Source organism: Streptomyces sp. NPDC030862, assembly GCF_055571835.1.
Window position 1 is genome coordinate 280,207 of record NZ_JBVIEN010000001.1, and the last position, 12,620, is coordinate 292,826.

Consider the following 12,620-nt stretch of genomic DNA (forward strand, 5'->3'; position numbering starts at 1 on the left):
GCAAGATGATGCTCTCGCCGGGCCGTCTCGCGTTCCCTACGCCTTGGGGACGGTGCAGGTCACCGTCGCCTTGCTGGCGTCGCAGTGTCCGAATTCGGGGAAGGACACCCAGTAGGGGTCCTTGTCGAGGAGCCGGTACTTACCGGAGAAGCCGGAGCTGAACGCGCCGCCCATCGAGGTGGAGTTGATCCACCCGGACATGGAGGACCGGCCGCAGACCTCGTTCCAGGTGGGGCCTGCGAGGCGCTCGTCGTCGTAGAGGCGCCATTCGCCCTGGGTGACGCGGGTGGCGTAGGTCTGTACGCAGGCGTCGCCCGAGGCGACCGGGTTCATGCCGCCGACGACGCCGCCGGGCATACCGCCGGAGTTGTAGCTGGAGGCGTAGGCGAACTCGTCGCACGACGGCTTGTCGCCGGCACTGATCTCCGGGACGGTCGTGGTCCGCGGGTTTCCGTACTTGGACGCCCAGCTTGTTCCGTCGCTGTTCTTCGGGCAGATGACGTCACGGTTCTTGTTCGGGTCGCGGCCGGGGGCGTTCTTGTCCGCCGAGGGCAGGAAGAACATCGGCTTGTTCGCGGACCGGCTGCCGGGGTGGTTGGGCAGCTTGGACTGGATCAGCCATGCGTGCGCGACCGCCTGCGGCGTCTCCTTGAAGTTCATCACCCAGGTGGGGACGTACTTGTGGAACGCGCAGCCCGGGGTGGTGGAGGAGATCTTGTCGCAGCGGATCTGCGCGTCGGCGGTCTCCCAGCGCGAAGCGGCCGGGTTCGCCACGGGCGAGTAGGCGGTGATCTTCGTGGACAGGTCGAGGGTGTCGGCCTTGTTCACAGCGTTCCAGGTGTGGTCGTTCTTCCCGATGGCCGTGTGCGAGAACGGGTCGGCCCCCAGCCACTCCAGGGCGCCGTCCCACGACTGCGGACCGTTCGAGCAGCGGTCTGGCATCATGCAGTCGAAGCGAACGTTCAGCGTCACCGATATGAACTTGGCATCGACCCGGATCGGGACGAGAACGAGTTGCTGAGTGAACGTCGCCGAGGTTCCCGACAGCTTCACTTCCTGGCCGACGGCCCAGGATGCGTTCAGGATCTCACCGGTGGGCTTGCCGTCCTTGACGACGATTCCCTCGTACTCGTAGGTGAATCCGCTGATGCACGCCTCGTAGCGCTTGATGTCCAGGTTGCGTGTGTCGCACCAGTCGACCAGGTGCGGAAGCCCTGCCGTAACCCCGAACCCTTTCTTTTTGAGGGCGTCGCGAGTCTTCTTGCTGTTGTCCGGGACCAGACGCGAACACGGCTGAATGTTCGTCTTCTTGTTCACCTGCCCGCAACTCCAGCCGTCCTTCTCGCTGTAGCCCTGCGGCCGGGTGACATTCTCGGGTGCGCTGTACCCGGTGGGCGGCACCTCCGGCGGCACCGGGTACACGTTGGGCTTGCCGATGGGCTGCGGTTCCTGGAAGTCGTCCGCGTTCAGCACGGGGGCGTTCTTGTCAGGCTCGGGGACCTTGATGTCGACCGCACGGCCACGGGTCTTGAACTTGCCCCACGCGGACCACTCCGTTTCGTACAGGCTTCCGTCATAGGCGGATGTACGGAACGCGTAGGTGGTGCCCGGCTTCAGGTTCCCATCCGGGACGGTGACCTTCGCTGTGCCACCGGAGTTGACGTAGCCCGAGACGAGGACGCCGTACGGCTGGTCCTTGATCATGATCTGTTTGTCGGGGTTGCCGAAAGCGTCCGTCGTGTAGACGGCGAAGGTCAGGTTGGCCTTGTCACCGTCCGGGTCCGTCACAGTATTGCTCAAGGTGGGCATGGTCCGATTGACCTGCCACACCCCGCCCGATTGCGTGGACGGCGGCCCCGGCCACCAGATTCTTCCCCGACACGGGCCGCCCTCCGGCCAGCGCGAGACTGGTCGTCTCCGGTCCGTGGACCTTCGGTGGCGCTCCCAGCGGATCAGGTTCCTTCGGTAAGCCGACAGCGGAAGCGGGTCCCACCCCGGCCAGAACGGTAAGGACGGCGCCGACTGCCATGCAGCGCAGCGCCATCCTTATGCGTGTGCGTCGCAACGATTCTCCTTGAAGGGTACGAATGTTCGACGCAAGCCCACCACGTGCAACTGCCGTGGAATAGCGGAAGGTTCGCCAGTCTGGACACGCCGCGCTTGTGCAGTCACACGACTCGTCTTTGACCGACCAGAGGGCGGTGTCCATGTTTCGTCGTCGACCGCATGAGCGTGTGCTGAGGCGCCACGGGGTGGAGGTCATGACGACCGACCCCTATCCCGACGTCCCGGATTCGGACGGGGTGGACGGGGTGGACGGGGTGTTGATGGTGCGTCTCGCGGAGGACCAGGAAACCGGCATCCACGTCTGGCTGTTGGCCTGCCCCTGGCTAGACGCAGGCCGGCGGGAGTAGCTGTGTGGGTGCGCGTGGTCGAGGCTGGACCGGCTGATCGAGCACGGGCCGGATCCGGACGGCTGGGGCCGGCGTAGCGATGGCGGGCTCCAGCTGGTGGAGGTGCCCACCTTCGACGGCTGAGCTTGGCTGAACTCCTCCCGGCCCTGAAGCGCCGGGGTTCCATCGGCCCGCCTGGCGCGGGCCCTGGTGGGTTCCTGTTTCATCTTCGCCCGCCCCGCCCACCCCGTGACGGCGGCGCTGCTCGGAGCCGTACCGGTCGAATGACCGTACGGAGCGTGGCCCGGCCCCGCGCCGGTAAGGCCGGGGTGGGGCCACGCCTTCCGTCAGACGACGTCGACGCGTGCCCTGGTGACGGCGGCGGCGAGGTCGTCGAGGACCTTGGTGAAGCGCTGGTAGGTGAAGGGCGTCTCGGTCTGCCAGTCGGTGACCTGGCCGGCCTTGACGGCGGCAGCTCCCTTCCAGGTGGGGTAGGTGTTCATCTGCTGGTGGGTGAGGCCGCCTTCGGGCCGGGCGTCCTCCAGCACGAGGTCGGCCTTGTAGCGGCCGGCCTGCTCCCAGCTGAGGGACTCGAAGCCGGCCTCGGGCTTGGCGGGCTTGACGATGTCCAGGCCGAGCTGCTGGAAGTACTTCACGTCGCCGTGGAAGGCGGGGTCGGCGACGAAGAAGTTCTCCTTGGTTCCCGAGACGACGGCCACGGTCAGGCCCTTCTTCGCCTCGGCGGCCTTCTTGACCTTGTCCGCCGCCGCTTCGAAGTCCGCCTTGGCCTTCTTGATCTCGGCGCTGTCGGGGTCCGCGCCGAGGGCGACGGCCAGTTCGCCGAAGCGCTTGACGGCGTCGGGCACGGAGACGCCCATGAGCTGGATGACCGCGACGGGGGCGACTTCCTCGACCTTCTTCATGATGTCTTCGGGGATGTACCAGACCATGGGGCCGTACGCGACGGTGACGACGAGCTCCGGCTGCAGGGAGATGAACTTCTCCATTTGGAACTCGCCGAAGGCGGTGCCGACCGAGGTGGTCCTGGACAGGTCGACGTTGCCGATCTGCGGACTCGGCTTGCCGTCCGGGGTCTTCTGGGGACCGAAGAGGCCGACGGGCTGGATGCCGAAGTCCCACAGTGCCGCGGCCGGATGGGACTGGGCGACGATTCTCTCCGGCCGCTTGGGCAGATCGATCTTCTTGCCCCGGTCGTCGGTGAAGGTCCACGGACCGCTCGGGGCGGGCTTGTTCCCGGGGGCCTTGGCGTCGCTCCCGGGCTTGTCGGCACCGCCGCACGCGGCCAGCAGGGGCGCTGCGGCCGCGATACCGGCGAGGGAGAGAAAACGGCGGCGGTCGACGAGAGACATGGGTGGGCCTTCCAGGTGAGGTGCAGCCGCGGTGGTCCGCGGAGAACGGGGTACGGGGACGGGGTACGGGGAGAACGGGGTACGGGAAGCGGGCTGCCGACGGTCTCGTCAGCCGGATGCCGCCGCCGGTTCCGCGTCACGGCCGAGCGTGTGGTGCCTGCCGAAGGGGATGACGTGCGGGCCGCCGCCGGCCGGATCCTCGACGACCGTGCAGGCGAGCCCGAACACGTCGTTCACCAGTTCCTCGGTGATGACGTCGGCGGGCGCTCCTTCGGCGACGATTCGCCCCTGTTTGAGGGCGATGACGTGGTCGGCGTACCGGCAGGCGTGGTTGAGGTCGTGCAGGACCAGGACGATGGTGCGGCCCTGGTCGCGGTTGAGGTCGACCACGAGGTCGAGGATCTCGATCTGGTGCGCGAGGTCCAGGTGGTTGGTGGGCTCGTCGAGAAGAAGCACGGGGGTCGCCTGGGCGAGGGCCATGGCGATCCAGGCGCGCTGCCGCTGGCCGCCGGAGAGTTCGTCGACGCCCTGGTCGGCCTGCTCCGTCAGGCCCGTCGCTCCGAGGGCCGCGTGGACCGCGTCCTCGTCCTCCGGCGACCACTGACGCCACCACGACTGGTACGGGCTGCGCCCTCGCTTGACGAGGTCGAGAACGGTGATGCCTTCGGGGGCGACCGGGGACTGCGGCAGCATGCCGAGCCGGCGTGCCAGCTCCTTGCCGCGCAGGGAGTGGATGAGGTCGCCGTCGAGGTACACGGAACCCCGCTCGGGTGTCAGGAGGCGGGCGAGTCCCTTGAGGAGCGTGGACTTGCCGCAGGCGTTGGCTCCGATGACGGCCGTGATCCTGGAGGCCGGGATCGTCACGTCGAGGCCGTCGACGACGCGTCGGCCGTCGTAGGCGAGGGTCAGGCCCTCGGCCGCCAGGCCCCGGGCGGTGGGCTCCTGGGGTCTTGTGTCCATCGTCAGCCTCCTGAGCCGGTGCGGTTGGACCTGCCGAGCAGCCAGAGCAGGCACGGCGCTCCGAGGGCGCCGCACACGACACCCACGGGAAGTTCGGTGCCCTCGATCAGCTGCCGGCCGACGACGTCACCGAGGAGGGTGACCAGGGATCCCACCAGAGCGGACGGGACGAGGGCGGGGCCGGGCGACTTCACCAGGCGCAGCGCGATCTGCGGGGCGATCAGTGCGACGAAGGCGATCGGTCCGGCGGCGGCGCAGCCGAACGACACCAGTGCCGCACCGGCGAGGAGCAGTGCGATACGAGCGGTCTGGACGGGCAGTCCCAGGGCCTTGGCGGTTTCGTCGCCGAGCTGGAGGCCCTTGAGCCAGGGCCCCAGCAGCAGCACGCACGGGAGGAGGACCGCGAGGGCGAGGGCGAGCGGCCCCACATGGGTCCAGTCGCGGGCGTTGAGGCTTCCGGTGAGCCACATCAGGGCCTGCTGCGCCTGGTAGACGCCCGCCTTCAGCAGCAGATAGCTCGTGGCGCTGGTGCAGAGGGCGGCGACGCCGATGCCCACGAGCACGATGCGGTAGCCGGTGGTGCCGCCCTTCCAGGCCAGTGCGTAGATGACGGCCGTGGCGCCGAGTCCGCCGGCGAGTGCGAACGTCTGCAGTCCGATCCCCGAGCCCACGCCGATCAGCAGGCCGGCGGTGGCCGCCGTTCCGGCGCCTGCGGAGATGCCGATGACGTCCGGGCTGGCGAGCGGGTTACGGGTCAGGGTCTGGAAGACGGCCCCGGCCAGGCCGAAGGCAGCCCCACACATCAGGCCGACCAGTGCCCTGGGCAGGCGGAGACTGTGGACGACCATGTGCGTGGGCCCCTCGCCTCCTCCGGTCAGGGCGGCGACCACGTCGGCGAGCGGGAGGTCGAGCTCTCCGGAGGCGACTTCCACGACGAAGGCGAAGGCGACCGCCACGGCGAGCAGCAGCGTGACGAGGAGCGACCGGGGCCGGATGATCCAGGAGGCCCGGGTCCGCGGCACGCGGACGACCACGCCGCCGGCCGGCCGGTGACGCTTGCGCTCCGGCGTCGCGGTGAGGACGGTGGGCATGGCTACAGCTCCCGCAGTCGGCGACGGCGCACGGACAGGATGAAGAACGGGGCGCCGACGGCGGTGACGACGATGCCGACGTGGAGTTCGTCGGGCCGGGCGACGAGCCGGCCGGCGAGGTCCGCGGCGAGCAGCAGGCAGGGGCCCGTCAACGCGGAGTAGACCGCGATCCAGCGGTGGTCGGGTCCGGTGATGCGGCGGGCGAGGTGCGGGATGACCAGCCCCACGAATGCGATGGGCCCGCACAGAGCGACGGCGCCGCCGGCGAGCAGGGTGACGGCCGCCGCACCACGCAGTCGCACCATGCCGATGTTCTGGCCGAGGGAGGTGGCGATGCCGTCGCCCAGCGCCAGCTTGTTGAGGGCGGGAGCGGTGAGGCCGGCCAGGACGGCGCCCGCGGCGATGAACGGGGCGATGTCGGCGAGTACTTCGGTGGGCTGGCCGGTGAGCGAACCGACGGCCCAGAACCGGAAGTCGCCCAGCGCCGCCGCGTCGAACAGCAGGACGGCGTTCACGAGCGACAGCAGGAGGGCGGAGACCGCGGCGCCGGCGAGGGCGAGTTTGGCCGGGGTGGCGCCGCCCTTGCCCGATGAGCCGAGCGCGTACACGACGGCGATGGTCGACAGGGCACCGAGGAAGGCGAACCACACGTAGCCGTGGGCGGCGGTGATGCCGAGCAGACCGGTTCCCACGACGACGCCGAGGGAGGCCCCGGCGCTCACCCCGAGGAGCCCGGGATCGGCGAGGGGATTACGGGTGAGGCCCTGCATGAGGGCGCCGGACACACCGAGGGCGGCTCCCGCGACCAGCCCGAAAGCGGTTCTGGGCAGGCGCATTTGGTGGATGATCCCGGCTTCTTCGCTGCCGTCGGGGCTGAACAGCAGCCCGAGCACACGATCGGGAGCGATCGAGGTGGTGCCGAGCGCGAAGGATGCCGCACTCAGCAGCGCGAGGACCCCGAGGCAGACCGGGACGGCGACCACGTGGGTGGCCTTCCGACGCCGGGCCGTCGCGATCTGTGAAGGGCGCGCCGCGTTCCGGCTCGGCGAATCGGGATGCACGAACAAAGTTAGCCATACCTAAGTAGTCATCTTCAAGACATGGCCGGGTGCCGTTGCCTCTCCGTGACCATGGGTCATGAACGCGACGAGCTGCGCTCATACGGGACGCGTATCCGGGATCTCGACGGGGAGCGTGCCACGCGTGGGGCCGGGGATGGCGGGCGGGGACCTGCCGGGACGCATCGGTGCGTACACCCTGGAGCGGGAACCGGGTGCGGGCGGTATGGGGACGGTGCACCTGGCGCGCTCCCGCCGTCGGCGGCGCACCGCTGCTCGGTGAGGGCGCGGACACGGGAGCTGGCAGCTGCGCCGCCGACCACGATCGCGGCGATCTGGGAGGCCACGCGTCCGCCTTAACCGCGTGCAGGCCGACAAGGCGTACGCCTCCCGCAGAAACCGCGCCTACCTGCGCCGCCGCGGGATCCGCTGCACCTTCCCGGACAGGGCCAACCAGGCCCGCAACCGCCGGAAGCTCGGTTCCCACGGCGGCCGGCCGCCGCGCTTCGACCCGATCGACTACCGCGAGCGCCACGCGGTCGAGTGAGGGATCAACCGCCTCAGCGCCATCGCGCTGTCGGCACGCGATACGACGGCTCTCCATCCGCTCATGATGCGGACCTCCTTCGGGCCTCGACCATGAGAAGAAAACCCCAGGTCAACGCACCCGACCTCGCGCCTTCAGAGGGGTGGCGGGGACCTCCGGGGCGTCCAGCCGGTCGCCGTCGTAGCCCTTGACCTCGCCGAAGCGGTCGCCCGTCATCCAGTCCTCGCGGGCCTGGCGGATCTCCTCGTCCGTGCGGGCGACGAAGTTCCACCACATGACGAGCTCCTCCTCGAACGGCTCACCGCCCAGCAGCATCACGGCCGCGTCCGATTCGGCGCGCAGGGGGAGGGAGGTGCGGCCGCAGCCGAGGTAGAGCATGGAGCCGGGGAGGACCGGTACGCCGTCGACGTGGGTCTCGCCCGACATGGCGAGGACCGCGTACTCGAAGTCCGGCTCAAGCGGCAGATTCGTTTCGGCGCCGCGCGTCAGGGCCAGGTCCGCGCCGATCAGGGGGGTGTACGTGGTGCCGGGCGAGCGGGTGCCGTCGAGTTCGCCGAGCATCACCGTGGCGGTGAGGCCGGGGGCGGTGACGAGGGGCAGGTCGGCGTGGTGCTGGAAGTGGGGTTCCACGTGCCGGTGCGCCTCGGGCAGGGCCACCCACAGCTGGGCACCGTGCAGGAAGCGGGCGTGGGGCCGGGGGCTCTCCTCGGAGTGCGAGATGGCGCGCCCCGAGGTCATCAGGCCCAGCTCGCGCGGGCGGATCGTCTGCAGGCTGCCGGTGCTGTCGCGGTGCAGCACCTCGCCCTCGTGGAGCCAGCTGACGGTCTGGAGACCCATGTGGGGGTGCGGGGGCACCTGCATGCCGGGTTCGTCGGCGATGTCGTCCGGGCCGTAGTGGTCCACGAAGGCCCAGGCGCCGACCATGCGGCGGCCGAGGTTGGGAAGCAGTCGTCGCACTTCGGTGGATTCGCCGAGTGGGACCGTGCGGGGGCTCAGGAGTTCCCGTACCGGCTCCGCGACGACGAATCCCCGGCCGCCGCAGAGCGAGGGAGCGGCCTGACGATCAAGATTGCTCATACCGCTCAACCTAGCGAACCCGTCGGTCGCCGAGCAGCGTTATGAGCGGTGACCATACGTCAGGTGGAGGGCGGTCAACGGCACGGACCGCACACCACCCGGATGGGCAGGGCAATAACGATGATGGACCGGGCATATGACGCACCATATGAGAAATCACCTGCCCGAGCTCCGGGCCGCCGCCCAGCGCATCGGCCGCCGCCGGTTCCTCACCGTCGCGGGGGCAGCCGCCGCGTTGGCCTTCACCACCCATCTGCCCGCCGCCGGTGCCGCGGGCGCCGCCGAGCTGGACGCCAGGAAGATCACCAAGGATCCCTTCACCCTGGGTGTCGCCTCCGGTGATCCGCTGCCGGGCTCCGTCCTGCTGTGGACGCGCCTGGCGCCGGCTCCGTACGAAGCGGACGGCGGCCTGCCCGCCGAGCGGGTGGAGGTGGAGTGGGAGGTGGCCTACGACGAGGGCTTCGCCTTCGTCGTCGAACGCGGGACCGCCACCGCGCATCCGGAGTTCGCCCACAGTGTGCACGTGGAGGTGCCGGGCCTGATGTCGGACCGGCACTACTACTACCGCTTCCGGGCCGGCACCTGGATCAGCCCGGTGGGCCGTACGCGTACGGCGCCGGGGGACTTCGACTTCGGCTCCCAGCTGTCGTTCGCGGCCGTCGCGTGCCAGGCGTACTTCGACGGCTACTACACGGCGTACCGGCACCTCGCGCGCGAGGAGGTGGACTTCGTGGTCCACCTGGGGGACTACATCTACGAGTACCCCGTCGACGCGGCCGGCGGCCACCGCCGCTACACCGACCGGCAGCTGCCCGCGCACTTCAACCGGGAGACGGTCACCCTGGAGGACTACCGCCTGCGGTACGCCCTCTACAAGACCGACCCGGACCTGACGGCCGCGCACGCCGCACACCCCTTCGTCGTCACCTGGGATGACCACGAGACCGAGAACAACTACGCGGGCGCCATCCCCGAGAACGACGTACCGCCCGCCGAGTTCCTGCTGCGCCGGGCCGCCGCCTACCGCGCGTACTGGGAACACCAGCCCCTCCGGGCCCCGCAGCAGCCGACCGGGGCCGACATGCGGCTCTACCGGCGCCTGCACTTCGGCGACCTCGCCCAGTTCGACATCCTCGACACCCGCCAGTACCGCTCCAACCAGGCCTACGGCGACGGCTGGCAGACCCCCGGCCCCGAGTCCGAGGACCCCGCCCGCACCATGACCGGCGCGGAGCAGGAACGCTGGCTCCTCGACGGCTGGAAGGACTCCGGCGCCATCTGGAACGTCGTACCGCAGCAGGTCACCTTCGCCCAGCGGCGCAACGTCCCCGGACCTGGCTACAAGCTGTCCATGGACACCTGGGACGGCTACCCCGCCTCCCGCAAGCGCATCCTCGACGGGGCCCAGGCCGCCGGGGTGAAGAACCTGATGGTGCTGTCCGGCGACGCGCACGACGCGTACGCCTTCGACCTCAAGGCCGACTTCAACACCCCCACCTCGCGCACGGTCGGTACGGAGATCGGCACGACGTCCCTCACCAGTGGACGGGATGGCGTCGACAGGCCGTCCAACTGGGCCGCCCTCACCCAGGCCAACCCGCACATGAAGTTCTACAACGGCCGCCGCGGCTACACGCTGATCACGCTCGGGCCCTACGACGCCCGGATCAGCTTCAAGACCGTCTCGGCGGTCACCACGCCCACCGGGACGCTCGCCACGGCCGGCTCCTTCGTCACCCTGCGGGACAGCCCCGGCCTGCTGCCGGCCTGAGGCCGGCGGCGTTCGCCCGTTCGGACGCATCCGCGGGGCGGGGCGCCCCGCCCGGCCGTGCAATGGGGGCATGGGCGTCCACCTCCACTCGTACCGCGCCGCGGCGCGTTCCGCCGCGCTCCTGCTGTGCGCGGCCGGCGCCCTCGCCCTCTCCGGATGCGCGGGCGTGCGCATGACCCCCGCGGAGGAGGAACGCGCCGCCACCGACACGCTGTGCGAGGACCTCGGCGGGCTCCGCATGGACGCCGGGAAGCTTGCCGACCTCGGTCTGACGACGACGCGGCTCGACGACGTCAGGGACCTGAGGGACGACGTGGCGTACGCCCTCGACACCGTCACGCACAGCGCGCAACGGGTCGGGAAGGCGAAGGCCGACGCGGTGACGGAGGCGTACGACGGCCTCGCCCGGGCCATCGACGCCCTGCCGCGCGACACCACCGGCGCCCAGGCCGCCGAGCGGATCAGGCCGCAGCTGGAGGCGCTGGACCAGGCGATCGCCGCCTCGCAGGCCTCCGTCAAGTGCTGAGCGTGTACGACGCCACCGCACGGGCAGGGGGAATAGCGCAGGCCCCGGGCACCGTTGTGCGGGGACAGCCATACCGACGGATACCGGGAAGAGGTAGGCACATGAGCACGGTGGAGCTCACCAAGGACAACTTCGACCAGGTCGTCAGTGACAACGATTTCGTTCTGATCGACTTCTGGGCGGAGTGGTGCGGGCCGTGCCGGCAGTTCGCCCCGGTGTTCGAGAAGGCGTCCGAGCGCCACCCGGACCTGGTGTTCGCCAAGGTGGACACGGAGGCGCAGACGGAGCTGGCGGCGGCGTTCGAGATCCGGTCGATCCCGACGCTGATGATCGTCCGGGACAACGTCGCGGTCTTCGCCCAGCCCGGGGCGCTGCCCGAGGCCGCCCTGGAGGACGTGATCGGGCAGGCCCGCAACCTGGACATGGACAAGGTGCGCGCGTCGATCGAGGAGGCCAAGGCGAAGGGGCAGGGCTGACCCCCTGACGTCCCCGACCCGCAAGGCTGACCCGCCCCTCCCCCGGGCCTGCCGCGCCGCCCCGCGTTCCTAGCGTTCCAGTACGAGGGCGAGGCCCTGGCCCACTCCGATGCACAGGGCCGCCAGACCGGTGCCGGAGCCCGCGGCGGCGAGCTGGTGCGCGACGGCCCCGGCCAGGCGGGCGCCGGAGGCGCCCAGGGGGTGGCCGATGGCGATGGCGCCCCCGCGCGGGTTGACGACGGCCGGATCGAGGTCCGGCCACTCGGCGAGGCAGCCGAGCGACTGCGCGGCGAACGCCTCGTTCAGCTCGAACGTGGTGAGGTCGGCGAAGGTCCGGCCGGCCTTGGTGAGCGCCCGCTGCACCGCCTCCACCGGGCCGAGCCCGAAGAGCTGCGGTTCGATGCCGGTGACGGCGGAGGTACGGATACGGGCCAGCGGTTCGCGCCCGCAGGCGCGCAGGCCCTCCTCGTCGACCAGCAGCAGGGCGGCGGCGCCGTCGTTGAGCGGCGAGGCGTTGCCCGCCGTGACCGTGCCGTCGGGACGGAACGACGGCTTCAGCTTGGCCAGTGCCTCCATGGACGTGGTGTCGCGGATGCACTCGTCGCGGGTCAGGTCGACGCCGTCGTACGGGACGACCTCCCCGTCGTACAGGCCCTTCGCCCAGGCCTCGGCGGCCTTCTGGTGGCTGGCGAGGGCGAAGGCGTCCTGCTGTTCGCGGGTGAGGGCGTGCTTGTCGGCGATCAGCTCGGCTCCCTCGCCGAGGGAGACGGTCCACTCGGCGGGCATCCTCGGGTTGGTCATGCGCCAGCCGAGGGTGGTCGAGTGGAGCTGCTGGTGCCCCGCGGGGAAGGCGCGCTCCGGCTTCTGCAGCACCCAGGGCGCGCGGGACATCGACTCGACGCCGCCCGCGAGGACCACGGAGGCGTCGCCGAGCGCGATGGCGCGGGCGGCCTGGATGACGGCTTCGAGGCCGGAGCCGCACAGGCGGTTGACGGTCACGCCGGGCACGGAGACGGGCAGTCCGGCCAGGAGCACGGCCATGCGGGCGACGTCACGGTTGTCCTCGCCCGCGCCGTTGGCGTCACCGACGTACACGTCGTCGATCCGGGCCGGGTCGAGGGCGGGCGTACGGTCCACGAGCGCCTTGACGACGTGGGCGGCGAGGTCGTCCGGTCGTACGGAGGAGAGGGCACCCCCGAACTTGCCGATCGGCGTGCGGACGGCGTCGACGATGTAGACGTCGCGGATGCTCATCGGGTTTCTCCCACGTCACCTCGGGCGTTCGCCAGGTGAAGTTCTCTTCAACGCTGGCCTCAGCCGAGTCTCCGTTCCGGACCGCCGCCGTGTCAAC

General features: G+C 70.4%; 12 protein-coding genes. 5 read left to right on the plus strand and 7 right to left on the minus strand.

Going from position 1 to position 12,620, the window contains the following annotated elements:
- Positions 1-36 precede the first annotated feature (36 nt).
- Entirely contained in the window at positions 37-1,800 is a 1,764-nt protein-coding gene (locus ACZ42X_RS01270; RefSeq protein ID WP_468282876.1) for a hypothetical protein, read from the minus strand.
- A gap of 461 nt (positions 1,801-2,261) precedes the next feature.
- Between ACZ42X_RS01270 and ACZ42X_RS01275 the strand changes: the two genes are divergently transcribed.
- Entirely contained in the window at positions 2,262-2,414 is a 153-nt protein-coding gene (locus tag ACZ42X_RS01275; protein ID WP_468282879.1) for a hypothetical protein, read from the plus strand.
- Positions 2,415-2,740: 326 nt separating this feature from the next.
- Here the strand turns inward: ACZ42X_RS01275 and ACZ42X_RS01280 are convergent, their stop codons facing one another.
- The 4 genes from ACZ42X_RS01280 to ACZ42X_RS01295 form a co-directional block, all read right to left on the minus strand.
- The gene (locus tag ACZ42X_RS01280; RefSeq protein WP_468282881.1) at positions 2,741-3,763 is read right to left on the minus strand and encodes an ABC transporter substrate-binding protein; all 1,023 of its coding nucleotides are present in this window, start codon (positions 3,761-3,763) and stop codon (positions 2,741-2,743) included.
- Positions 3,764-3,871: 108 nt separating this feature from the next.
- Complete coding sequence (locus tag ACZ42X_RS01285) at positions 3,872-4,723, minus strand: ABC transporter ATP-binding protein (RefSeq protein WP_468282884.1); 852 nt, start codon at positions 4,721-4,723, stop codon at positions 3,872-3,874.
- A 2-nt stretch (positions 4,724-4,725) separates the two neighbouring features.
- Complete coding sequence (locus ACZ42X_RS01290; protein WP_468282887.1) at positions 4,726-5,814, minus strand: FecCD family ABC transporter permease; 1,089 nt, start codon at positions 5,812-5,814, stop codon at positions 4,726-4,728.
- Positions 5,815-5,816: 2 nt separating this feature from the next.
- Positions 5,817-6,797, minus strand: a complete 981-nt coding sequence (locus ACZ42X_RS01295; protein WP_468282890.1) for a FecCD family ABC transporter permease — start codon at positions 6,795-6,797, stop codon at positions 5,817-5,819.
- Between the two features lie 439 nt (positions 6,798-7,236).
- Between ACZ42X_RS01295 and ACZ42X_RS01300 the strand changes: the two genes are divergently transcribed.
- A complete protein-coding gene (locus tag ACZ42X_RS01300; RefSeq protein ID WP_468282893.1) occupies positions 7,237-7,419 on the plus strand; it encodes a hypothetical protein in 183 nt (60 codons plus the stop codon).
- A 111-nt stretch (positions 7,420-7,530) separates the two neighbouring features.
- On the opposite strand, the gene ACZ42X_RS01305 is transcribed toward ACZ42X_RS01300, so the two are convergent.
- A complete protein-coding gene (locus ACZ42X_RS01305) occupies positions 7,531-8,496 on the minus strand; it encodes a pirin family protein (protein ID WP_468282896.1) in 966 nt (321 codons plus the stop codon).
- Positions 8,497-8,644: 148 nt separating this feature from the next.
- Here ACZ42X_RS01305 and ACZ42X_RS01310 point away from each other — a divergent pair, with 148 nt between their 5' ends.
- The 3 genes from ACZ42X_RS01310 (at position 8,645) to trxA (ending at position 11,269) form a co-directional block, all read left to right on the plus strand.
- Positions 8,645-10,267 (plus strand): alkaline phosphatase D family protein, encoded by a 1,623-nt coding sequence (locus ACZ42X_RS01310; protein WP_468282899.1) that lies wholly within the window; start codon positions 8,645-8,647, stop codon positions 10,265-10,267.
- Between the two features lie 70 nt (positions 10,268-10,337).
- Positions 10,338-10,793, plus strand: a complete 456-nt coding sequence (locus ACZ42X_RS01315) for a hypothetical protein (RefSeq protein WP_468282902.1) — start codon at positions 10,338-10,340, stop codon at positions 10,791-10,793.
- Positions 10,794-10,894: 101 nt separating this feature from the next.
- Entirely contained in the window at positions 10,895-11,269 is a 375-nt protein-coding gene (gene trxA, locus ACZ42X_RS01320; protein ID WP_468282905.1) for a thioredoxin, read from the plus strand.
- Between the two features lie 69 nt (positions 11,270-11,338).
- Here the strand turns inward: trxA and ACZ42X_RS01325 are convergent, their stop codons facing one another.
- Complete coding sequence (locus tag ACZ42X_RS01325) at positions 11,339-12,523, minus strand: thiolase family protein (RefSeq protein WP_468282908.1); 1,185 nt, start codon at positions 12,521-12,523, stop codon at positions 11,339-11,341.
- Between the last annotated feature and the right edge of the window lie 97 nt (positions 12,524-12,620).

Excerpts from the sequence above, each read along its gene's own strand:
- ACZ42X_RS01275 (WP_468282879.1), top strand. The coding sequence starts at position 2,262 with ATGACGACCGACCCCTATCCCGACGTCCCGGATTCGGACGGGGTGGAC.
- ACZ42X_RS01280 (WP_468282881.1), bottom strand. The coding sequence starts at position 3,763 with ATGTCTCTCGTCGACCGCCGCCGTTTTCTCTCCCTCGCCGGTATCGCG.
- ACZ42X_RS01285 (WP_468282884.1), bottom strand. The coding sequence starts at position 4,723 with ATGGACACAAGACCCCAGGAGCCCACCGCCCGGGGCCTGGCGGCCGAG.
- ACZ42X_RS01290 (WP_468282887.1), bottom strand. The coding sequence starts at position 5,814 with ATGCCCACCGTCCTCACCGCGACGCCGGAGCGCAAGCGTCACCGGCCG.
- ACZ42X_RS01305 (WP_468282896.1), bottom strand. The coding sequence starts at position 8,496 with ATGAGCAATCTTGATCGTCAGGCCGCTCCCTCGCTCTGCGGCGGCCGG.
- ACZ42X_RS01310 (WP_468282899.1), top strand. The coding sequence starts at position 8,645 with ATGAGAAATCACCTGCCCGAGCTCCGGGCCGCCGCCCAGCGCATCGGC.
- ACZ42X_RS01315 (WP_468282902.1), top strand. The coding sequence starts at position 10,338 with ATGGGCGTCCACCTCCACTCGTACCGCGCCGCGGCGCGTTCCGCCGCG.
- trxA (WP_468282905.1), top strand. The coding sequence starts at position 10,895 with ATGAGCACGGTGGAGCTCACCAAGGACAACTTCGACCAGGTCGTCAGT.
- ACZ42X_RS01325 (WP_468282908.1), bottom strand. The coding sequence starts at position 12,523 with ATGAGCATCCGCGACGTCTACATCGTCGACGCCGTCCGCACGCCGATC.